Origin of the sequence: Mesorhizobium sp. NPDC059054, from assembly GCF_042739215.1 — a bacterium.
Classification (GTDB): Bacteria; Pseudomonadota; Alphaproteobacteria; order Rhizobiales; family Rhizobiaceae; genus Mesorhizobium.
The window spans coordinates 608,880-630,758 of sequence record NZ_JBHYHV010000001.1 but is presented as its reverse complement, the minus strand read 5'-3'; the positions used below and the strand labels follow the sequence as shown (position 1 = coordinate 630,758).

The following is a 21,879-nucleotide window of genomic DNA, read 5'->3' as shown; positions in this document are numbered from 1 at the left end:
GGCGAGCGCCGCGTCTCCCCGTTACAGACGCCCCAGCTAGCAAGTGCTATTTCGACATGGCACGGTTCGTGCTCGATGATCCGGAAAACAGGGAATCGTGCCAATGCTGAACAGACGCCACCTCCTCGGCCTTGCCGCCGGAGCTGCAGGGCTTGGCCTGATAATTGATCCAGCGAGGGCGGCCAAGCAGGCTACTGCCAAGCAGGTCGCGTCCAAGGCTGGCGGGATCGATCCAGCCGATTTTGGCGTGCGGCCGGGCGCTACCGATGATCAGAGCAAAGCCTTCGCCAAAATGCTGAAGACAGCCAGCGATGGCAATCAGCCAATCTTGCTGCCGCCGGGCGCTTACATCGTTTCCGAGCTCGTTTTGCCGCCACGCGTGCGGCTCTCCGGCATTCCTGGCGCTACCCGCCTGATCCATCGCGGCGGCGGGCCTTTCATTCGGGGGGAGAATGCCGATCACATCGCGTTTTCCGGCCTGATGTTCGATGGCGCCAAGCAATATCTCGGCGAGAGCGTGTCCGGCCTTCTCGACCTTCGCTCCGTGAAGGCCTTGGTGATCGACAACTGCCAGGTGAACGCCGCCTCCAAGAACGGCATTGCGCTGCAGCGCGCGGCGGGACGCATCGAGCGCTGCACGGTCACGGGTGCAGCGGAAGCCGGCATCTGGTCGGTCGATGCCGCCGGCCTTGCAATCAGCGCCAATGCCATCGACGACTGCACCAATGGCGGCATCCTGATACACCGCTGGCAGATCGGCGAAGACAGCACCATGGTCAGTGGAAATCGCATCTCCCGTATCGGCGCGCGCAATGGCGGTACTGGCCAGAACGGGAACGGCATCAATGTGTTCCGCGCCGGCGGCGTGCTTATCTCGAACAACATCGTCAGCGACTGCGCCTTTTCGGCGATCCGCGCCAATTCAGGTTCCAACGTACAGATCACAGGCAACAGCTGCCTGCGCTCCGGTGAGACGGCACTCTATTCCGAATTCGCCTTCGAAGGCGCGGTGATCGCCAACAATGTCATCGATGGTGCGGCCAACGGCATAGCGATCGTCAATTTCAACGAGGGCGGGCGCATGGCGACCTGCAGCGGCAATATCGTGCGCAATCTTTCCACCACCGGCCCGTATCCCGCGGAAGTCGGCGGTTTCGGCATAGGCATTGGCGTGGAGGCTGACACCACAGTGACCGGCAATGTGGTGGAAAACGCGCCGCAATGCGGAATGCAACTCGGCTGGGGACCGTACCTGCGCAATGTGGTGGCAACCAGCAATATCGTGCGCAAGGCCGGCATTGGCATTGCAGTGAGCGTCGTCGATGGCGCAGGGCCGACGATCATCGCTGACAATGTGCTGCAGGACGTGCTGCATGGCGCCATCATCGGCAAGCGCTGGGCGGAGCCGGTGACGGCCGACCTCGCTGAAATCGGCAATGCCGGCTACGCGCATCTCACCGTGGAGGGAAACCGGGTGAGCTAGAGCAATTCCAGCAAAAGTGTGTAACGATTTTCCGTCCGGAATTGCGTAAAAACAGAAAGTTAGAGCGTTTCCGCGAAAAACGGAAACGCTCAAGCGTCAAACCAGCGCGGCGGTCGGGCGCAGGAGGCCGACCCGGGCACCCAGGCGGCTTTCCACCGGCGGGTTGGCGAATTCGACCAGCTTAACCGCCAGTTCAGCATCGGTCTGCAGGAGCTTCGCCAGCACGGCAGCAATCATCACGCCGGCGGCGCGTTCGGCGCCATCGTCGCATTTCAGTGCAATGCCAAGCCCAAGTTCCGGCAAGGCCGCACAGAATACGCCTTCTGCGCCGACCTTGACGAAGATGCGCCCAGGTGCCGCCCGCATCAATCGTGTATCGAGGCGGTCGGTACCGGCAACCAGGAACGGCTCGGCCATACAGGCCTCGATCAACTGCTTCGCAGCCTTGGCGCGCTCTGGCCCAAGGCTGTTGCCAGTCGCCATTTTGGCGAAACCTGCCGCGAAGCTGCGCAGCGGCACCGCATAGGTCGGGATCGAACAGCCGTCGGTGCCACAATGGGAGGCGCCGTGGGCAGCGCCAGTCACCGCCTCCATTGCCTCCTTGATCATCTCCTGCATGCGGTGGTTTGCCGCCACATAGCCGCGGTGGTCGATGCTGGAATGGCAACAGGTGCAGATGAAGCCGGCGTGCTTGCCTGAGCAATTGTTGTGGAGAGGATTGGGTTCGCCGCCGGCATGGGCGAGTTGGACAGTGGCATGGTGATTGGACGGCCAGTGCGAGCCGCACTCCAAAGCGCTGGCATCGAGGCCAACCTTTGCGAGCATGGCGGCAGCGAGCTCGACATGCTCTGGCTCGCCGGAATGGGACGAACAAGCCAGTGCAAGTTCACGGTTACCGAAACCATAGGCGTCGGCCGCGCCACTCTCGACCAGTGGCAGCGCCTGGATCGCCTTGACCGCCGAACGCGGAAAAACCGGATGGGCAGTGTTGCCGATGTTCAGCACCGTCTTGCCGTCCCCATCCACCACAGCGACGGCGCCGCGATGGAGGCTTTCCACCACGGCACCGCGCAGCACCTCGACCAGAACCGGATTGGCCATGGAATCCTCGCTTCGATTTCGCCTCGAACGGGTAGCGGCTCCACGCGTCTCGTGCAACCGGCAAGCTTTTGGCCCCATGGCAAGCTCTCTGAGGCCTACCCCCGGCCATACCGAAGCCGACAGGCCGATACCAGAGACTGCAAGGCGAGAACCGCGCAAGCCTTTCGATTGAAACGGATATTTCAGTTCAGCGAACCGGATGGAGCGGTCCGCTCCTGATAAATGGCGGGGAAAACACAACCAGAGCGCTCACTCTTGACTCACCACCCGCCCCACTATGTATATACATATCTTCACTTCAAGTGGATTTCAGACCGACTCTTGGGAGGAGGAAAGCATGGCAGCGGCATCAACCGGCGTGGCCGAGCGGCGCACGATCGACCGGATTCCGGAAGGAGAGCGGCACGGTTCGCCCTTCAATCAGTTCACCTTGTGGTTCGGCGCGAACCTGCAGATCACGGCCGTGGTCGACGGTGCTTTGTCCATCGTTTTCGGCGCGGAGGCACTGACCGCGATTATCGGCCTCGCCATCGGCAATCTGCTCGGTGGCGCGGTGATGGCGCTGCATTCGGCGCAAGGTCCGCGCCTGGGCCTGCCGCAGATGATCTCCAGCCGGGCGCAGTTCGGCGTAAAGGGCGCGGCACTTCCGCTGATCCTGACCGTGTTGATGTATCTCGGCTTTGCGGCCACCGGCACGGTTCTGTCCGGCCAGGCAATCAACCTGATGTTCGGTGTGCAGGCGCCAGCCTTCGGCATGCTGGTCTTCGGTCTCATCACCGTCATCGTCGCGGTGATTGGCTACAAGCTCATCCACGTCATCGGCCGCATCGCGACGGTCGTCGGCATCCTTGGATTCGGCTATCTCGCTGTACAGCTCTTCTCGCAATACAATGTGGCCGAGGCCTTCGGGCAGAAGCCTTTCAGCTTTGCCACCTTCCTGCTCACTGTCGCGCTCGCTGCAGGCTGGCAGATGACTTTCGCACCCTATGTCGCTGATTATTCACGCTATCTGCCGACAGCAACGCCGGCGAGCACGACGTTCTGGTCGACGCTTCTCGGCTCGGCGATCGGCGCACAGATCGCCATGAGTTTCGGCGTCATCGTGGCCGCTCTCGGCGGCAAATTCCTGCAGAATCAGGTCGGTTTCATGGGCGACCTCGCCGGTGCCGGCCTAGCGGCGCTGCTGACCTATATCGTCATCGTCACCAACAAGCTCACCGTGAACTGCCTGAATGCCTATGGCGGCTCGATGACGATGCTGACCACGGTCAGCGCCTTCACCCGGCAGGATCGCATTTCGCAGGCGACGCGCATTGCCTACATCGTTGCCTTCGTGGCGATGTCGGTGGCGATCGCCATCTTCGCCAGCTCGAACTTCCTGTCGGCGTTCAAGAACTTCGTGCTGCTGCTGCTCGCCGTCTTCGTACCGTGGAGCGCCATCAACCTGGTCGACTACTACCTGATCTCGAAAGAGAAGGTCGATATTCCGGCGCTATATGACGCGTCAGGTCGTTACGGTGCCTACAATTGGGTGGCACTCGGCTGCTATCTCTTTGGCGTGGTGGTGCAGATCCCGTTTCTGAACCAGGCGCTCTATGAAGGGCCGATCGCGGTGATGCTGGGCGGTGCCGACATCTCCTGGATCGTCGCCCTGGTGGCGACTTCGGCGGTCTACTATTTCCTGGCACGCGGCAATGCCAGCGTGCCCCAGACCATGATCCTACCCGAGGATGCGCCTGCCCGGGTATGATCCGGCATTCGAATATCGATACAAACAGAGAGGCCGCCGTTTCAGCGAAACGGCGGCCTCTCTGTTGTCTGACACCATCGCCAATGGAAAAGCGCCACGCGCTTTCCGGGAATTGCTCAGCGGATGCGGTCGAGGATCGAGACGTAATTGGCGACGGCGGCGCCACCCATGTTGAAGATTCCGCCGAGTTTGGCGTCCTTCACCTGGATGCCGCCAGCCTCGCCGACAAGCTGCATGGCGGTCAGCACATGCATCGACACGCCGGTGGCACCGATCGGATGGCCCTTGGCCTTGAGACCACCTGAAGGGTTGATCGGCAGCTTGCCATCCTTGGCGGTGAAACCATCGAGCGCCAGCTTTGCGCCCTCGCCCGGCTTGGCCAGGCCCATCGCCTCGTATTCGATCAGTTCGGCGATGGTGAAGCAGTCATGCGTCTCGACGAAGGAGAGATCGCCGAGCGTAACCCCCGCCTTTTTCAGAGCACGCTCCCAGGCCTTCTCGCAGCCTTCGAAGGCAAGGATGTCGCGCTTCGACATCGGCAGGAAATCCTGCACATGCTCATTGGCACGGAAGGTGATGGCACGGCGCATCCTGAGCGCTGTGTCGGTATCGGCGAGCACCAGGGCAGCAGCACCGTCCGAAACCAGAGAGCAATCGGTGCGCTTCAACGGGCCGGCAACGAACGGATTCTTCTCGCTTTCCTGGCGGCAGAAATCGAAGCCGAAATCCTTGCGCATCTGCGCATACGGGTTGTCGACGCCATTCTTGTGGTTTTTGGCCGCGATCATGGCCAACGCATCGGACTGATCGCCATAGCGCTGGAAGTAGGCCTGGGCGATCTTGCCGAAAACGCCGGCAAAGCCGGCCGGCGTGTCGCCATCTTCCGGCAGGTAGGAAGCCTTGAGCAGGTTCTTGCCGATCTCGGGACCAGGCGTCGTCGTCATCTGTTCGGCACCAACCACCAGAACGATACGGGCAGCATTGGCGTCGATTGCGCGGATACCCTGGCGAACCGCCGCCGAGCCAGTGGCGCAGGCATTCTCGACACGGGTGGCAGACTTGAAGCGCAACCGGTCATCGGCCTGGAGAACGAGGCTGGCGGTAAAGTCCTGAGCCGAGAAACCAGCATTGAAATGGCCAAGCACGATTTCGTCGACATCGTCTGGTCCGATGCCAGCATGCTCGAGTGCCTCCGAAGCAACCTTGGTGATCATGCCTTCGAGCGTCTCGCCCTCCAGCTTGCCGAAGCGCGAATGCGCCCAACCGACAATGCTTGCCGTCATGGGAGTTTCTCCAGATTGGCCTTGCCTTTCCTAGCACATTAGGCCCGGCACGGTAACTGTTCAATCCTGAACATATAGGCCAGTCACGAAGAGTTGCGAGGGTCGCCTTGCGGAAGAGCAGTCCCCTCGCCTCGCGTCGCAATGACCAAAATACATGGCGGGATTTTTATTGATTGATGAGTCAATAAAAAATACCTTGCCTAACGGGAGAAGCTGAAATGCCGAAAATCGGAATGGAACCGCTGCGCCGCAAGGCACTGATCGACGCCACGATCGCTGCGATCGGCGAGCGTGGGTCCCTCAACGTCACCATGTCGGAAATCGCTGACCGTGCCGGCGTGTCCTCCGCACTTGCCCATCACTATTTCGGACCGAAGGAGGAGCTGCTGCTGGCCACGATGCGACAGCTGTTGACCGATCTCGGCGCCGATACGATCGCGGCGCTCAACAAGGCCGGCACGCCACGCGAACGGCTGTCGGCAATTGTCGGCGTGAACTTCAACGCCGGCCAGTTCCGCGAGGAGACCGTGCATGCCTGGCTTGCCTTCTATGTCGAGGCGCAAAACTCGCTCTCGCTGAGACGGCTGCTGCGCATCTATGCGCGCCGGCTGCATTCCAACCTGATGAGCGGGCTTTTGCCGCTGGTGCCACGCGAGGAGGCCGCGCGCATGGCCGAAGCGATCGCCGCCATGATCGACGGGCTCTACATCCGCCGCGCGCTGCGCGATGGACTACCAAACCCCCTCAGCGCCGGTGCGCTGGTGGAAGACTATATCGACGCCAAGCTGGCACAGGTTCGATGACAAAAGCGCCCAACATCCTGATCATCATGGTCGATCAGCTCACCGGAACATTGTTTCCGGACGGGCCGGCGGACTTCCTGCATGCGCCGAACCTGAAGGCGCTTGCCGCACGCTCAGCGCGATTCCGCAACAACTACACCGCCTCACCTCTGTGTGCGCCGGGACGTGCAGCCTTCATGAGCGGGCAACTGCCCTCGCGTAACGGCGTCTACGACAATGCCGCCGAATTCCCCTCCTCCATCCCGACCTTCGCGCACCATCTGCGTGCCGCCGGCTATCACACCGTGCTGTCGGGCAAGATGCATTTCGTCGGACCGGACCAGTTGCACGGCTTCGAGGAGCGGCTGACCACCGACATCTACCCGGCCGATTTCGGCTGGACGCCGGATTACCGCAAGCCCGGCGAGCGCATCGACTGGTGGTACCACAATCTGGGCTCGGTGACCGGCGCAGGCGTCGCCGAGATCACCAACCAGATGGAGTATGACGACGAAGTCGCCTTCCACGCTCAGCAGAAACTCTATGATTTCGCCCGGATATCGGACAACGCGCAGCGCCGCCCCTGGTGCCTGACCGTCTCCTTCACACACCCACACGATCCTTATGTCGCACGGCGCCAATATTGGGACCTCTATGAGGACTGTCCGGCGCTCGAACTCGAAACAGGCTTCATCCCGTACGACAAGCAAGACCCGCATTCGCAGCGGCTCTACAAAGCCAGCGACTACGACAGCTTTTCGATCACGCCCGAACATATCCGCCGCGCCCGGCAAGGCTACTTCGCCAACATCTCCTATCTCGACGACAAGGTCGGCGAACTGCTCTCCGTGCTCGATCGCACGCGCATGGCCGACGACACCCTTGTCGTCTTCGCATCCGACCACGGCGACATGCTTGGCGAACGCGGCCTGTGGTTCAAGATGTGTTTCTACGAAGGCTCGGCGCGCGTGCCTTTGATGATCGCAGGCAAGGGTATCCACCCTGCCCGCGTCGACACTCCGGTTTCGAACCTCGACCTTTGCCCAACGCTTTGCGACCTCGCCGGCATCGACATCAGCGCAATCCTGCCCTGGACCGACGGACAGTCGCTGGTGCCGCTGCTGCAGGGCGGCGAGCGCAGCGAGCCAGTGCTGATGGAATACGCCGCTGAGGGCTCCTATGCGCCGATGGTGGCGATCCGCGAAGGCCGCTACAAATTCGTGCATTGCGAGATCGATCCGCCGCAACTGTTCGACCTAGAACAGGATCCGCAAGAACGCGTCAATCTGGCCAGCGCCCCCAGCCATGCAGCGGTCGCGGCAGCACTCATGGAAAAGGTACGGTTGCGCTGGGACATGGGCGCATTCGACGCTGCCGTGCGTGAAAGCCAGGCAAGGCGCTGGGTGATCTACCCGGCACTGCGCAACGGCGCCTACTACCCGTGGGAATTCCAGCCCCTGCAGAAGGCCTCGGAGCGCTACATGCGCAACCACATGAATCTCGACACGCTCGAGGCCGACAAGCGCTTCCCAAGGGGTGAGTGATGATTGAGCCCCCTATCCCGTCTCTCGACCACATCCAGCGCGCCTATGCCGAAACGGCAAAGGCGACACAGAGGACGCCGCTGCTGGAATCGGCGGCACTCGCCCACCAGACCGGTGCGGCGCGCGTCTTCGTCAAACCGGAATCGCTGCAATGGGCAGGCTCCTTCAAGGTGCGTGGTGCTTACTGGCGGTTGAAGCAGCTGTCGCCCGCAGAAGCCAGGAAAGGCGTCGTCGCCTATTCCTCCGGCAATTTTGCACAAGGGCTGGCAGCAGCTGGCCAAGCACTTGGCATTCCCGTGACCATCGTCATGCCGATCGATGCCCCGGTAGCCAAACGCGAAGCGACTGCTGGCTATGGAGCGCGTGTAGTCCTGACGGATCATGGCGACCGCGCCCGAGAGGAAGTGGCGGCGGCAAAGGCCCGCGAGATCGCCGCGACAGAGGGCCTGGCACTGTTGCACCCCTTCGATGATCCTGAGATCGTCGCCGGGCAGGCTGGCGCGGGACTGGAAGTGCTCGATCAGTTGGCTGCCCGTGGCGCTGCAGCCGATCTTCTTTTTTGCCAGGTCGGAGGCGGTGGCCTGATCGGAGGCATCTCTCTCGCCTTCCACTATCTCTCGCCTCGAACCCGGATACTTGCCGTGGAGCCGGAGGGCTTCAACGGCATGGGCTCGTCGCTCGCGCAGGGTGGGATCGAAACAATGCCGCTCGGCCCAAGCTCGATCTGCGACGGGCTGATGGCGCGGGCACCTGGCATCGCCCCCTTTGCTGCGCTGAAGACGGCGGGAGCTGAAGGCATCACGGTGAACGACGCTGCCGTGCGGCGGGCAATGAAGATCGCTTTCGAGCGGTTGAAACTGGTGCTTGAGCCTTCAGGCGCGGCATCGCTGGCAGCTCTGGTCGATAGCGGCATAGATGTCGCAGGCAAGACCGTGCTCGTAATTGCAACTGGCGGCAACATCTCGCTCGCCGATTTCATGGCGCATATGGAAAATGCTTGAAGCGGATTTCGTCATCATCGGCTCCGGCTCGGCCGGTTCGGCCATGGCCTACCGCCTGTCGGAGGACGGCAAGCATTCGGTGATCGTCATCGAGTATGGCGGCTCCGATGCCGGCCCGCTCATCCAGATGCCATCGGCGCTGTCGATCCCCCTCAACATGCCGCTCTACGACTGGGGTTTCACCTCTGAGCCGGAGCCACATCTCGGCGGGCGTATCCTCGCCACGCCGCGCGGCAAGGTGATCGGCGGCTCGTCCTCAATCAACGGCATGGTCTATGTCCGCGGTCATGCCCGCGACTTCGACCATTGGTCTGAACAAGGCGCATCCGGCTGGAGTTACGCCGACGTGCTGCCCTACTTCAAGCGTATGGAGGACAGCCATGGGGGGGAGGATGGCTGGCGCGGCAAGGGTGGTCCGCTGCATGTGCAGCGCGGCGCCCGCACGAACCCGCTCTATGCCGCCTTCATCGAAGCTGGACGCCAAGCCGGCTTCGAACTGACCGACGATTACAACGGCGCCAAGCAGGAAGGCTTTGGGCCGATGGAGCAGACCATCCGCAACGGCCAGCGCTGGTCGGCGGCGAATGCCTATCTGAAGCCGGCGCTGAAGCGGCAAAATGTGAGTCTCGTCAAAGGCTTCGCGCGGCGTGTGCTCATCGAGAATCAACGTGCCGTCGGTGTCGAAATCGAAGCTCGCAAACAGATTCAGGTCGTTAAAGCGCGGCGTGAGGTGATCGTCGCGGCATCCTCCATCAATTCGCCCAAGATCCTGATGCTGTCCGGCATCGGCCCTGCGCGACACCTGGCCGAACACGGCATTCCGGTCGTCGCCGATCGACCCGGCGTCGGCCAGAACCTGCAGGACCACATGGAGCTCTATATCCAGCAGGAAGCGACCCAGCCGATCACGCTGAACTCGATCCTCAACCCTTTCTCCAAGGCGCTGATCGGGGCGCGGTGGCTGTTCTTCAAAAGTGGTCTGGGCGCCACCAACCACTTCGAAGCCGCAGCCTTCGTACGCTCGGCGCCGGGTGTCGATTATCCCGACATCCAGTATCATTTCATCCCGGCGGCTGTGCGTTATGACGGCAAGGCGGTCGCGAAGTCGCACGGCTTCCAGGCGCATGTCGGGCCGATGCGGTCGAAGTCGCGCGGGTCCATCACGCTGCGCTCGCATGATCCCAATGCCAAGCCGATGATCCGCTTCAATTACATGTCGCATGCCGACGACTGGCGGGACTTTCGCCACTGCATCCGTCTTACCCGCGAGATCTTCGGACAGGCTGCCTTCGATCCGTTCCGCGGCCAGGAAATCTCGCCCGGCAGCCATGTGCAGAGCGACGATGAACTGGATGCCTTCATCCGCGCGCATGCCGAGAGCGCCTATCATCCCTGCGGCACCTGCCGGATCGGCCGTACCGATGATCTCCATGCCGTGGTCGATCCGGAGTGCCGGGTGATCGGTGTCGACGGTCTGCGTGTCGCCGATTCCTCGATTTTTCCGCGCGTCACCAACGGCAATCTCAACGCGCCGTCGATCATGACCGGTGAGAAAACCGCCGACCATATTCTCGGCCGCACACCGCTCGCACCCTCGAACCAGGAACCCTGGATCAATCCGCGCTGGCAGGTCTCGGACAGATAGAGCATCATTGGCCGTCGCATCCGGCGGGCCACAAAATTCGGAGCATCCCATGCGCGCGCAGCCCAAGGCATCGCACTACATCAACGGCCGCTTCGTCGACGACGAACAGGGCGCGCCGCTGCCGGTGATCTATCCGGCGACCGGCGAAACGATCGCCACGCTGCATTCGGCAACGCCCAACATCGTCGAACTGGCCATCGAGGCAGCACGCGCCGCGCAACCGGCCTGGGCCAGACTGAAGCCAGTGGAGCGCGGTCGCATCCTGCGCCGTGCTGCCGACATCCTGCGCGCCCGCAACGCCGAGCTTGCCCGCATCGAAACGCTGGATACCGGCAAGGCAATCCAGGAGACGTTGGTGGCCGATCCAGCGTCTGCTGCGGACGCGGTGGAATATTTCGGCGGCGCGGTAGCGAGCTACACCGGCGACTATGTCGATCTCGGCGGTCCCTTCGCATACACGCGGCGCGAGGCGCTCGGCGTCTGCGTCGGCATCGGCGCCTGGAACTATCCGATCCAGGGTGCGGGTTGGAAATCTGCCCCGGCGCTAGCCATGGGCAATGCCATGGTCTTCAAGCCGTCGGAGAACACGCCGCTCTCCGCCCTGGCACTTGCCGAAATCTACACGGAAGCCGGCTTGCCGGACGGATTGTTCAACGTCGTGCAAGGTTACGGCGATGTCGGCGGCGCGCTGGCTTCGCACGAGGTGGTCGCCAAGGTCTCGCTGACCGGCTCGGTGCCGACCGGCAAGAAGGTGCTGGCACTGACCGGTTCCCTGATGAAACACGCCACGATGGAACTCGGCGGCAAGTCGCCGCTGATCGTTTTCGACGATGCTGATCTCGAGAACGCCATCGGCGGCGCCATGCTCGGCAATTTCTATTCGACAGGCCAGGTCTGCTCCAACGGCACCCGCGTGTTCGTGCAGAAAGGTCTGCATGACCGTTTCGTCGAACGGCTGACGGAGCGCACCAAGGCAATCCGCATCGGCGACCCGCTCGATCCCGAAACGCAGATGGGCCCATTGATCAACAAGACACAGCACGACAAGGTGGTGTCCTATATCGGCGTCGGCAAGGCCGAGGGCGCGTCGCTCCATTACGGCGGCGGCGAGCCGAAGCTGCAGGGTTTCGAAAACGGCTTCTTCATCGAACCGACCATCTTCACCAATGTCACGGATCAGATGCGCATCGCGCGCGAGGAGATCTTCGGGCCCGTGATGAGCGTGCTGTCCTTCACCGACGAAGACGAAGTGATCGACCGCGCCAACGATACCGAATTCGGCCTCTCGGCCGGCATCTTCACCCGCGACCTGCCGCGCGCGCATCGCGTGATCGCGGAATTGCAGGCAGGCACCTGCTGGATCAACAACTATAACCTGTCGCCGGTAGAGATGCCGTTCGGCGGCTTCAAGCAGTCGGGCATCGGCCGCGAGAACTCGCTGTCAGCACTGGCGCTCTACTCGCAGGAGAAGTCGGTCTATGTGGAAACAGGTGACGTGGCGAGCCCGTACTAGGCCGGCCTCCCCTTCCCTGTTTCTTCCGTCTTGTCGAGATATTGCGTGAGTGCAGTGACAAGATGATAGAAGATGCTTGCCGGCACTTCCGTGGCCTGTGAGCGGCCACGTTCATCGATGCGGTCAATCCACAGGCCGACCGGCGCCGGATCGATGTGCCAGCGGAACAGACGCCCGACACGGGCTTCGATCTCCGGTTTCAGATCCGGCCCCCCCGTGCCGTCCAACGCGATCGCCGCCTTGATCGCCTCGGTCTGCGGCCAGCTGCGAGAAACGCCGTCGAGCGGCAAGCCATCGCGCGAGACGGCACCGTAAGCCAGCCCCGTGGCACGGTTCAAACCATTGGCGATGGCCGAGGCGTAGAGCTTGCGCGCATAGCCGGCGAGATCGGCCTGGCCGCTGCGCTCGGCAAAATTGACCAGCAGCGAAGCCCATTCGAAATGATGACCGGGCTCGGTCCATTCGCCGCGCTCACCCAACGCCGGTTTCCACTCGTCATCGAAATACTCGCCGAGCGTCCAGCTTTCGCGGTCGAAGAAATGGCTGCGGAAGAGGTCTACCAGCCTCGCAGAGCGGCGCAGATAGGTGCGGTCTCCGGTGGCCAAATGCCAGGCCAGGAACGCCTCCAGCAGATGCATATGCGGGTTGGAACGACGCTCTCCCTTGCCGCCCGATATCTCCAGGAATCCGGTCAGGCGTTCGTCTTCCAGGTGTGCATCGAGGAAAGAAAATGTCTCCTGCCCCAAACGCAACGCGTCCGGGTTGCCGCACATATGCGCATGCGCCAGCGCCAGCAGGACGCAGGAATGATCATATGCATCCTCAGCCGGATCGGCGACAGTGCCGTCGACATTCATCGTGCGCACCCAGCCGCCTTTGTCGGTGCGGCCATGACGCGCTATGAAATCGATGCCGTGCGCGATCAACCGATCGGCCGGCCCATCCCAGCCACGCACCTTGGCCACCGCGAAGGCATAGACCTGGCGAGCCATTGTGCGCATGCGCTTCGGCTTCATCAGCGGAGACGCGTCGAAACCCAATGCTTCGTGAAAACCGCCATGGCGATCATCCACGCCGACGGTCGACCACAACGGCATGGTTTCCTCGAACAGCCAATGGCGCACACGCTTGCGCCAGGAGCCATTCTCGATGACGCGATCATGCGCCGGCGTGAACTTGGTTTCCAGGCGCCCGCTTTTCTCCAACTGCTCGACCACCTTGCGCACATTCTGGCTGTGGCTCACGGGCGCGACAAAGGTGGCGTCGACGGTCGAGACGATGGCGATGTCCTTCAGGCCTACTGCCGAGAGCAAGCGACCCTGGCTGCGGATGTAGGAATTCTGGCAGTCGATGGCGACGACGTCGCCAATGACGACATTGCCATCCTTGTCGGCGGGGCCGACGTCGAGCAACGACTGCCACGAACCGAGATCGTTCCAGCGGAAGCCGGCCGGAACCATGGCGATGTCGCTCGCCCGCTCCATGATGGCATAGTCGATCGAAATCGAAGGAATGGCTTCGTAGAGATCCTGCGCCATGTAGAGGCCGGACACGTCGCTGGTCGCTGCCTTGAAGGCAGTCTCAGTGGCCTGCCAGATCTCCGGTCGAAACGACAGGAAGGCATCCCGCATGGCGCTGGCACGAAACAGGAAGATGCCGGCATTCCAGTAGAAATTGCCTGCCGCGAGATAGGTTTCGGCCGTGGCAAGATCTGGTTTTTCAACGAAACGCGAGACGTCGAACACGCCACCCTGCTCCGTTCCGACTTCGATATAGCCATAGCCTGTTTCGGGCTGGGTCGGTTTTACGCCGAATACGACCAGCCTGCCGGCTCGGGCAGCCGGAACACCGGCTTCCACGGTCTGCCAGAACTGCTCCGTGGTCGAAATCTCGTGATCGGACGGCACCACCAGCATCAGCGCATCGTCGAATTCGGCAAGCGTACGCAACGTTGCCAATGCCACGGCGGCGGCTGTGTTGCGGCCAACAGGCTCGAACAATGCGCCACCACCACGAAGATCGATGCCGGCCAGGTCGGCGCTGACTCGCTCGGCATGACGCTCTGAGGCGATCAGGAAGACCGGCGTCTCCCCTCCAACGCGCGCGGTCAGCCGCTGCAGCGTCTTGACCAGCATCGAGCCGTCACCCGACAGGTCATGGAACTGCTTGGGATTGTCCTCGCGCGATAGCGGCCACAGCCGCGAACCAACGCCGCCGCTCATCACAAAACCGACGATGCGCTCGTTCATACCGCCCCACGCACTGTATTCAAAACGTCTGATTATAAGGCCCGACATCCGGGCTGCGCCGCAGCACGGCATCGACACCTTCGAACATCTGCCGCCGCCGCTCGGCGGAAACCGGGCTTTCCACCACCACGACCAGCTCCGGCTTGTTCGACGAGGCTCTTACCAGCCCCCAGGTGCCATCCTCGGCCACCACACGCACACCGTTGACGGTCACGAGGTCAACAATCTTCTGACCGGCAAAGACCTCGCCGCGCTGCTTCAGCACCTGGAAATCGGCAACGACGCGCTCGACGACGCCATATTTCTTGTCGTCGTCGCAATGCGGCGACATGGTCGGCGTGCCAAAGGTCAGCGGCAGGTCGCGATAGAGATCGGCCATCGACGTTTCGGGATTGCGGTCGAGCATGCGGCAGACGGCGATCGCCGTGACAAGCCCATCGTCGTAGCCGCGCCCGATAGGCGGGTTGAAAAAGAAATGCCCCGACTTCTCGAAGCCGGCGATAGCACCTAGCTCGGCAACCCGGCGCTTGATGTAGGAATGGCCGGTCTTCCAATAGTCTGTCTTTGCATCGTTGGCACGCAGCACGTCATCGGTGTTGAACAGACCGGTTGATTTCACGTCGACAACAAAAGTCGACCCGGAATGCTGGCTGGAAATGTCGCGAGCGAGCATCACGCCAACCTTGTCGGCGAAGATTTCGTTGCCCTCATTGTCGACCACGCCGCAGCGGTCGCCGTCGCCATCAAACCCCAGGCCGACATCGGCGCCGGTCTCCAGCACCTTGTCGCGGATGGCGTGCAGCATCTTCATGTCTTCGGGGTTGGGATTGTAGCGCGGGAAGGTATGGTCGAGTTCCACGTCGAGCGGGATCACTTCGCAGCCGATGCGCTCCAGCACTTCAGGCGCGAAGGCGCCTGCGGTGCCGTTGCCGCAGGCAGCCACCACCTTCAATTTTCGGGAAATGGTCCCGCTGGCGACTAGGTCGTCGACATAAGTTTGCCGAAAGTCCGGAACGAACTCATAGCTGCCACCACCGGTGAGATCGAAATCCCCACCGAGCACGATGTCTCTCAGCGACGCCATCTCTTCAGGACCAAAGGTCAGCGGCCGCTGCGCGCCCATTTTCACGCCCGTCCAGCCGTTCTCGTTGTGTGAAGCGGTGACCATGGCGACGGACGGAACGTCGAGCGCGAACTGGGCGAAATAAGCCATCGGCGACAGCGCCAGGCCGATATCCTTGACCTTGGCGCCGGTGGCCATCAACCCGGAAACCAGCGCCAGCTTGATCGAGAGCGAATAGGATCGGAAATCATGGCCGGTGACGATACCGGGACCAACGCCCAGACGACGAATCAGCGTCCCCAGCCCCATTCCCAGCGCCTGAACACCGACGAGGTTCAGTTCGGGCGGCTGTGCAGAAGCCGGATGACCAAACCACCAGCGCGCATCATATTCGCGGAAACCGGACGGCTTGACGAGCGCCGCGGTCTCGAAAGCGAAAGTATTGGGCTTGGCTTCGGCGACGATCTTGAAGGTCAAGACAACGGAACTCCTATAAGGCCGAGGCCTGTTTGCAGCGACAATAAACGTTCCGGATCGCCGTTACGCGCAGCGGTTTTAGCACATCTGCCTAACAGGAACCTATCCAAGCGAGCCATGCGCCGACAAAGCTAACGAAATGCGACCGGAACAGCGCCATACCCGCTTGCAGGAACGGGACGCGGCAGCTATAAGCCCGCCGTCTGGTCACGGAGTGTAGCGCAGCCTGGTAGCGCACATCGTTCGGGACGATGGGGTCGCAGGTTCGAATCCTGCCACTCCGACCAGAAAAATCAAATACTTAACAGCACCTCCCGGTTTCACGGCAATGAATACGGCAACGATTGGCCCTTTTCATAGACGAATCCTCTCTGCCCTACCCGTTGTGAACGCGTCACCCACGTCGCCCTGATGATCGGGGTGATGGTGGCCGTAGGTCTTTTCCAAGGTCTCTTTTGTCATGCCGCGGTAGCCTGCAGCCTGCCACATATCGACGCCGCCCTGCATGAACCACGTTGCTGCGGTATGGCGCATTGTGTGACGCACAACGCCCTTGGCATTGTCTCCTAATGTGTCGTTCACCAGATTGCGGAAGGCCCGCTTAGGATCGGCCGGCCCACCCTGATATTCGACAACGCATTTGGCGCCCAGGCGATGCCAGCGGCGCATGTGAGCAAGCAGCCGAGGCGGAAGCCGAGCGGCGTGCCTGCTTGTTGGCGGCAACTTGCTCGTCCTCGGCAGTAAACACCGGCATCCAGATCAATAAAGGGCCTGCCCTTCTTTCGTTAAAAGCAAGCCTGCCAGACGCGAGCAGATCGACTGCCGGTGTACAGTGCCGTTATCAGGAAGCGCACTACGTGCAACGTTCTTCTTGGTCGGTACGCCGCGCTGCACCTAACCCTTGCGATAAGCCGCCCAAATTAACTTGGCCATCAAATCGCGATCGAGGTGATTGGTTCTTGCTGGCCCCGGTAAAAGCTCACCATTTTTCATAATCGGAGATCGGGTAGGTGCCGATCCAGCTCCCTTTGGAAGGGTGAAGTGGGGCTTCGGAATCAACTGTCGCTTTCATGCGGGCAGTGTAGACTGCCGTGGACAGGTCGCCCAAAGCCCCTTTCCGTCCTTCCCCAACCTGCTATCGTGGCGTTGATTAGGGCGACGAGTTTACATTCCTCGATACTGAGTTGGGTACGTGAATTTCAAAGACGCCATCGTCGACTGCGTCACGGCGAAGTAAATGCTCGCAGATGCCACAAGAGCGAGAGCAATCGCAAACCAATGTCGGCGCAGTGTTTCCATCTGCATGCGATAATCGAAGCGAAACGCGAGCACACTGTAAATCAAAAGATGCAGCGGCAAGAAAAATCTCGTTTCGACTGCGCCGGGCAAAATGGCCGCCACGGGCAAAAGAAAATACGCTATCCAAAAAAATAGCTTTGTTTTGCCTGCGTGACGATCAGAATTCATCTTTGCTGTGGGAGCTAACAATACCAGCACCGCTCCAAACAAAACGAGAAAATTCAAAACAGACAATGCGCCTTTTTTTGATGAAAGGGTGCGTGTGTACACCATGCCGTCTCTCACATCGAGACCATTGATTAGGTGTCTTCCAACTATGCCAATAATATCGATAGGATTATTCAGCGCCAGTATGATATATTCAGACACCTTAAATGATGAAGCATTGATGCTTTGTTCTTGAAAGAACTTTTCACCGGCCGGATCCAGATAATACAATGAGGCCCCAGGAAGACCTTCGTCAACTGAAGTCTCATATCGTTGAAGGGTGATGCCCCAGACTAGTTGCTTGGCAAAGAGCGATGAACCGCCACCAATATCAGTGCCTACGAATGGACTGAGCGTGTCCGTTCGCTTCTTGTTGATGATGATCTGCGGCACAGCAGCGATTGCTGCGCCCATCAAGAAAACAGTAGTCAGAGCAAGCCAATTGCCAAAGATTGTCTTCTTCCGGCGTCCAGCCACAAAAAGTATGCCGATAAGAAACGCAAACGAAAAAGCGTAGATCGTTCGGGTATTATATGCGCCATAGGCAAGAAAGCCTGACAACAATACCAGAAATATCTGTCGTGCGCGAGAGGCACCGATCGAGCGCAACAAACACCAAGCAGCGCTAACCAAAAGAGCAACGGCCGGCAGGTCTGTCAGTGGGTAGAGCAGCAACCCCGGGAAAAGGCAGCAGAAAAGTACCGGCGCGAGAAGTCTTCGCGAGAAACTGACGCATCCACCAAAAAGCGTAACAAAAACATCGGGGAGAAGCACAGCGAAGAAAAGTGCATAGGCTATGGATGACCCCAAACGGAATGGGAGCAAGCCCAAGATCGGAAATGTGTCGCAAATAATCTTAGTCGGAAAAAAAAGGAACGCGGAGAAGTAACCGCGGTACGTCGCTGGAAAATCGAGCAATTGGCCAGCGAGAAGCCAATACTGATCGGAATCATAATAAAATATGCTTATATCGAAGGCTTGGTGGACACAAAAGAAAAGCGTTGCGGTAACAAGAAAGGCCGCACTTTTTTGGTGGCGCTCTAGTGAATAGGAGACGTAAGACATTTCTTGATTTAGCAGTTGGCTAGCTTCTAGCGATTTACCAGTCTGCGAGCAATCATTTCGGACAAACCAGCCTCGCTGGCTGTACAATGCGATTCAATTGCGATCAAGTTCTGCGACATGGTGACGGACAGAGTGCAGTATCTGCCGACGACCTCAAATCTAGAAGAATGAAAATGGCCCAGCCGACCTATTCACTGATCATCCCCGTTTACGGGAACGAAGAAAACATTTCCTCGCTGCTCACAGCCTTAGAGAATATTTCGAAAAATATTGATGAACCTTGGGAGGTCATATTTGTAGTCGACGGATCTCCAGACGCGTCGGGCGAATTGCTTCTTCAAGCTCGGTCAAGCTTGACGCTACAGACACAGGTCATTTTCCACTCCCGAAATTTTGGCTCATTCGTGGCAATTCGCACCGGGCTTCAGCATGCCCGCGGGCGTTTCTTTGCTGTCATGGCTGCTGATCTCCAGGAGCCACCCGAATTGATGTTGACGTTCTTCCAAATATTGAAATCTGGAGAAGTCGACATCGTCGTAGGACAGCGTAAGGAGCGCAATGATGCTCCGATCAGGGACGCCTGTTCGCGCATCTTCTGGGGAGTTTTCCGTCGCCTAGTCATGCGAGACTTCCCGCGCGGAGGTGTCGATGTATTCGGCTGCAACGAAGATGCCCGCACCGCACTGCTAAGGATAACCGAACCAAACAGCAGTTTAGTAGCACAGCTTTTTTGGATTGGATTTCGCCGCCGCTTTGTACCCTATTCTCGTATGCCGCGTGAATCCGGGACCAGCAAATGGAGCGCCCAAGCTCGATTCCGCTACATGATGGATTCGATTTTGTCGTTCTCCGATCTGCCGATTCTGCTCGTATTGTGGCTTGGTTTGATTGGAACGCTAATCAGCACCATTTTGGGTACGATTGTAGCACTCGGCCGATTGTTAGGAGCAATAGAGGTCGAAGGTTATGCGACCATCGTCCTTCTGATCTGCTTCTTCGGATCAATGACCCTAGTCGTGAACGGTATTCTCGGGTGTTATATCTGGCGTACTTTTGAAAACACGAAACAGCGGCCTCTGGGTATCGTAAGCCGAATTTATGCAAATTAGCCCGCGCCGCTCGAGGTTGAGACTATGCTTTCGCTTGATAAGTGGGCTGGTGAGGCAAGTCGCTTTGCCATCGCAGGCCTGTTCAACACCGCCTTCACTCTCATCTTGTATCAGCTTCTTGTCCTCGCTATCACCCCGGAACTCGGATACGCGATCGCTTGGATCACTGGTTTTCTTCTGGTCGTTACTCTCTACCCAACGGCTATTTTTCGGGCGACTGAGGTCAATGCAACAGGTTACGCAACAGTCGCGTTAATCTATGTAATCGCGTTCGGCCTGGGCGTCACACTCACTCATATGCTGTCGGCGTATCCACGGCTTGCTATCTTCGGCGTTATCCCAATAACGAGCGCATTCACCTATTTGGCAATGCGGTTCGCCCTGTCCCGATATCGGCGACCCTGAAATGAGCAGGCTCGGCGTCCGGTCAACACAAGAAGAACATAGCGCCGGTCTGGCCGCGCGACGAGCCTAGAACGCAAAAAGTCCGCCCCGGCGAACCAGAGCGGGCGTTACCTGAGATGCGCCAGCCAACGGACAGGCGCGGCGTGCGCGTAACGGCACTATTTGGCGGGAAAAAAGGCTCAACGAATAAGGCCAGCTGCCGGTGAGGGCAACGGGGCTGGAAGGTAGGTTATGGAATAACTAGGTGCTGAAATGGTAGGCAATAGACGCTAGTTAAACTTCACGCCGAGCGCGGCAAGAATCCACTTGACGTTGGCGACCATCGCGCCGAGGCCAATCCAAAGTATGATGATGACCCACTTGCACCGCGCCGCCAAGAATGAGGCGTGCATTTCATCAACCTTGGCCTTCATGTCCCCCATCTGCGTTTCAAGGCGCGCCAGGCGCTCGTTTTCGGCCGCCGTCATTTGCGGCCTCGCATGGCGGACGCGACTAGCTGAAGTCCGGCGACGCCGCCAACATAAAAAAATATTCTGAAACACGATATCTGCGTATTCTTTGAGTTGGGGCGGCAGTGCGGCAACATCCGGCAATGCGCCATTTGAAAGGCTGTCTGCCATTCCCCACCCGTACCAGACGGCGGGAAGGATGGCAGCGATCAGCCATGGATTCTCCTTTCATGTATACTAGTTGTCTTGTCCCCGTTCGGGGGCAGTGTTATGGGCCTGACGCGTTAGCGTGCGACGGATCACTCCTAACTCGATCACAAGCCGCACGTCGGGTACGCCGAGGGCGGAACACCAATGAACGAAACACGAAGCAAGCCTATTTCTGCCGGCGATATGGTTTCCGGGCTTGTCACGTTTGGATTTTACTCGGGTACGTGGCGGCTTTAGCGCGACATTCGAACGGCCATTTCGAGGCTTACGTCGGACCCATTGTCGATAACGCCCGTCAAAACATCGCCGACGGCATTTGCTCTTCTGCGGGCTTATGCACGCGCGATGCGTTTCAGACGGCTCAAACGGTAGCGGACGCCCGCTGACATAAAACGCTCACTTAGTTGGCGCAAAGGGTGATCGCGCCTGCGTGCGCAACTCCGGGGATCAGATTTTGAGCAAGGTGGAATGGGCCAAGCGGATCATTGGCGACGGCGCTTTCTTCATCGTTTGGGGGATCGTCTGCTACTACGCAGCGATCGAAGCCGCGAAGCTTCTTCACCTCGGCAGTTAGAGACGCACCGAAGCCACTTCTGAAGCGCTACAATGACGCTGGTGGTATTGGCGATCTTGGGGCCTTAATTCACACATTGCCGAGGGGATGGAATGTCTATCGTTGCAGCGGTCTGGGAGGAAGATAGCCTTGCATGATCGCCGACACGAAACTGACCCAAGATCCTAGATGTGGGAAGGTTGATGGATACTTCACTGGTGAAAGGTCGGAGGTCGGATGCCTTGAAAATTGTGCTGGTCGGCCGATACTTGACCTGCTGACGCAGCTATCGACCCGCTTTTAGCTCTTGCCGAAACCGGCGAAGCCAAAGTGGCCGATCTGCTGCAGATCGTTCAAAAAGCCAGTTCTTCCGGACTGACCGACTTCCTTCTCGGCGCATTAACAACCCCGCCGCAGCTCTATCGGATAGCGCGCGGGGGCGGCGATCCGGAGCGGGAGTTCCACGCCCGCGATGGGAGGACATGGCTAGCCGGACAGCGCTCGCAGAGCCTTAGCAATCGACAAACTTGCAGCCACCAGCCCAACGCTCCAGGTCCATACATCACCGGGATTGCGGTAGGCCTAGCGCACAATCGCTTCATGGCCGGCGACCTCCATCGCGACATCGTGATCAACAACGGCCGCAGCGCCGGTGGGCATGGGGGAAATGCAAAAAGCTCGCCGGAGCGAG

General features: G+C 59.8%; 16 protein-coding genes and 1 tRNA gene. 10 read left to right on the top strand and 7 right to left on the bottom strand.

Features of this window, described 5'->3' with window-relative positions; translation table 11 throughout:
- Positions 1 to 103 precede the first annotated feature (103 nt).
- Positions 104 to 1,483 (top strand): TIGR03808 family TAT-translocated repetitive protein, encoded by a 1,380-nt coding sequence (locus ACFWXH_RS02985; RefSeq protein WP_379117392.1) that lies wholly within the window; start codon positions 104 to 106, stop codon positions 1,481 to 1,483.
- A gap of 96 nt (positions 1,484 to 1,579) precedes the next feature.
- On the opposite strand, the gene ACFWXH_RS02980 is transcribed toward ACFWXH_RS02985, so the two are convergent.
- Positions 1,580 to 2,584, bottom strand: a complete 1,005-nt coding sequence (locus tag ACFWXH_RS02980) for an asparaginase (RefSeq protein WP_379117390.1) — start codon at positions 2,582 to 2,584, stop codon at positions 1,580 to 1,582.
- Positions 2,585 to 2,921: 337 nt separating this feature from the next.
- Here ACFWXH_RS02980 and ACFWXH_RS02975 point away from each other — a divergent pair, with 337 nt between their 5' ends.
- Positions 2,922 to 4,334, top strand: coding sequence for a purine-cytosine permease family protein (locus tag ACFWXH_RS02975; protein ID WP_379117388.1), 1,413 nt, complete (start codon positions 2,922 to 2,924; stop codon positions 4,332 to 4,334).
- A gap of 116 nt (positions 4,335 to 4,450) precedes the next feature.
- On the opposite strand, the gene ACFWXH_RS02970 is transcribed toward ACFWXH_RS02975, so the two are convergent.
- Positions 4,451 to 5,617: an acetyl-CoA acetyltransferase gene (locus tag ACFWXH_RS02970; protein ID WP_379117386.1), complete on the bottom strand. Its 1,167-nt coding sequence runs from the start codon at positions 5,615 to 5,617 to the stop codon at positions 4,451 to 4,453.
- Positions 5,618 to 5,835: 218 nt separating this feature from the next.
- On the opposite strand from ACFWXH_RS02970, the gene betI reads away from it, so the two are divergent.
- From betI to betB, 5 genes are read left to right on the top strand one after another with little or no spacing between them, the layout of a single operon-like run.
- The gene (betI, locus tag ACFWXH_RS02965) at positions 5,836 to 6,420 is read left to right on the top strand and encodes a choline-responsive transcriptional repressor BetI (protein ID WP_379117384.1); all 585 of its coding nucleotides are present in this window, start codon (positions 5,836 to 5,838) and stop codon (positions 6,418 to 6,420) included.
- Entirely contained in the window at positions 6,417 to 7,943 is a 1,527-nt protein-coding gene (gene betC / locus ACFWXH_RS02960) for a choline-sulfatase (RefSeq protein ID WP_379117382.1), read from the top strand. The genes betI and betC overlap by 4 nt, the downstream gene beginning before the upstream one ends.
- A complete protein-coding gene (locus ACFWXH_RS02955; protein WP_379117380.1) occupies positions 7,943 to 8,944 on the top strand; it encodes a pyridoxal-phosphate dependent enzyme in 1,002 nt (333 codons plus the stop codon). The genes betC and ACFWXH_RS02955 overlap by 1 nt, the downstream gene beginning before the upstream one ends.
- Positions 8,937 to 10,589, top strand: coding sequence for a choline dehydrogenase (gene betA, locus ACFWXH_RS02950; RefSeq protein WP_379117378.1), 1,653 nt, complete (start codon positions 8,937 to 8,939; stop codon positions 10,587 to 10,589). Before ACFWXH_RS02955 ends, betA begins: the two co-directional genes overlap by 8 nt.
- Positions 10,590 to 10,638: 49 nt before the next feature.
- Complete coding sequence (gene betB, locus ACFWXH_RS02945) at positions 10,639 to 12,102, top strand: betaine-aldehyde dehydrogenase (protein WP_379117376.1); 1,464 nt, start codon at positions 10,639 to 10,641, stop codon at positions 12,100 to 12,102.
- Here betB and ACFWXH_RS02940 read toward each other — a convergent pair.
- Positions 12,099 to 14,351, bottom strand: a complete 2,253-nt coding sequence (locus tag ACFWXH_RS02940; protein ID WP_379117374.1) for a mannose-1-phosphate guanylyltransferase/mannose-6-phosphate isomerase — start codon at positions 14,349 to 14,351, stop codon at positions 12,099 to 12,101. The two genes, betB and ACFWXH_RS02940, sit on opposite strands and share 4 nt — an antisense overlap.
- Positions 14,352 to 14,370: 19 nt before the next feature.
- Positions 14,371 to 15,891, bottom strand: a complete 1,521-nt coding sequence (locus tag ACFWXH_RS02935; RefSeq protein WP_379117372.1) for a phosphomannomutase/phosphoglucomutase — start codon at positions 15,889 to 15,891, stop codon at positions 14,371 to 14,373.
- 210 nt (positions 15,892 to 16,101) lie between these two features.
- Here ACFWXH_RS02935 and ACFWXH_RS02930 point away from each other — a divergent pair.
- Positions 16,102 to 16,178 (top strand) — tRNA-Pro (locus tag ACFWXH_RS02930).
- Positions 16,179 to 16,245: 67 nt separating this feature from the next.
- On the opposite strand, the gene ACFWXH_RS02925 is transcribed toward ACFWXH_RS02930, so the two are convergent.
- Both ACFWXH_RS02925 and ACFWXH_RS02920 read right to left on the bottom strand, forming a co-directional pair.
- Entirely contained in the window at positions 16,246 to 16,560 is a 315-nt protein-coding gene (locus tag ACFWXH_RS02925) for a hypothetical protein (protein WP_379117369.1), read from the bottom strand.
- Between the two features lie 495 nt (positions 16,561 to 17,055).
- Positions 17,056 to 18,462 carry a hypothetical protein gene (locus tag ACFWXH_RS02920; protein WP_379117367.1) on the bottom strand — a complete coding sequence of 469 codons (1,407 nt, stop codon included), beginning with the start codon at positions 18,460 to 18,462 and terminating at the stop codon, positions 17,056 to 17,058.
- Between the two features lie 173 nt (positions 18,463 to 18,635).
- On the opposite strand from ACFWXH_RS02920, the gene ACFWXH_RS02915 reads away from it, so the two are divergent.
- Positions 18,636 to 19,571 (top strand): glycosyltransferase family 2 protein, encoded by a 936-nt coding sequence (locus ACFWXH_RS02915; RefSeq protein WP_379117365.1) that lies wholly within the window; start codon positions 18,636 to 18,638, stop codon positions 19,569 to 19,571.
- A 24-nt stretch (positions 19,572 to 19,595) separates the two neighbouring features.
- Positions 19,596 to 19,976 (top strand): hypothetical protein, encoded by a 381-nt coding sequence (locus tag ACFWXH_RS02910; protein WP_379117363.1) that lies wholly within the window; start codon positions 19,596 to 19,598, stop codon positions 19,974 to 19,976.
- 269 nt (positions 19,977 to 20,245) lie between these two features.
- Here ACFWXH_RS02910 and ACFWXH_RS02905 read toward each other — a convergent pair whose 3' ends face one another.
- Positions 20,246 to 20,596: a hypothetical protein gene (locus tag ACFWXH_RS02905; protein WP_379117361.1), complete on the bottom strand. Its 351-nt coding sequence runs from the start codon at positions 20,594 to 20,596 to the stop codon at positions 20,246 to 20,248.
- Between the last annotated feature and the right edge of the window lie 1,283 nt (positions 20,597 to 21,879).

Coding starts and splice junctions, on each gene's coding strand:
- ACFWXH_RS02980 (WP_379117390.1), bottom strand. CDS start 2,584: ATGGCCAATCCGGTTCTGGTCGAGGTGCTGCGCGGTGCCGTGGTGGAA.
- ACFWXH_RS02940 (WP_379117374.1), bottom strand. CDS start 14,351: ATGAACGAGCGCATCGTCGGTTTTGTGATGAGCGGCGGCGTTGGTTCG.
- ACFWXH_RS02985 (WP_379117392.1), top strand. CDS start 104: ATGCTGAACAGACGCCACCTCCTCGGCCTTGCCGCCGGAGCTGCAGGG.
- betC (WP_379117382.1), top strand. CDS start 6,417: ATGACAAAAGCGCCCAACATCCTGATCATCATGGTCGATCAGCTCACC.
- betB (WP_379117376.1), top strand. CDS start 10,639: ATGCGCGCGCAGCCCAAGGCATCGCACTACATCAACGGCCGCTTCGTC.
- ACFWXH_RS02905 (WP_379117361.1), bottom strand. CDS start 20,596: ATGGCAGACAGCCTTTCAAATGGCGCATTGCCGGATGTTGCCGCACTG.
- ACFWXH_RS02970 (WP_379117386.1), bottom strand. CDS start 5,617: ATGACGGCAAGCATTGTCGGTTGGGCGCATTCGCGCTTCGGCAAGCTG.
- ACFWXH_RS02915 (WP_379117365.1), top strand. CDS start 18,636: ATGGCCCAGCCGACCTATTCACTGATCATCCCCGTTTACGGGAACGAA.
- ACFWXH_RS02910 (WP_379117363.1), top strand. CDS start 19,596: ATGCTTTCGCTTGATAAGTGGGCTGGTGAGGCAAGTCGCTTTGCCATC.
- ACFWXH_RS02925 (WP_379117369.1), bottom strand. CDS start 16,560: ATGCGCCGCTGGCATCGCCTGGGCGCCAAATGCGTTGTCGAATATCAG.
- ACFWXH_RS02975 (WP_379117388.1), top strand. CDS start 2,922: ATGGCAGCGGCATCAACCGGCGTGGCCGAGCGGCGCACGATCGACCGG.
- betI (WP_379117384.1), top strand. CDS start 5,836: ATGCCGAAAATCGGAATGGAACCGCTGCGCCGCAAGGCACTGATCGAC.
- ACFWXH_RS02920 (WP_379117367.1), bottom strand. CDS start 18,462: ATGTCTTACGTCTCCTATTCACTAGAGCGCCACCAAAAAAGTGCGGCC.
- ACFWXH_RS02955 (WP_379117380.1), top strand. CDS start 7,943: ATGATTGAGCCCCCTATCCCGTCTCTCGACCACATCCAGCGCGCCTAT.
- betA (WP_379117378.1), top strand. CDS start 8,937: ATGCTTGAAGCGGATTTCGTCATCATCGGCTCCGGCTCGGCCGGTTCG.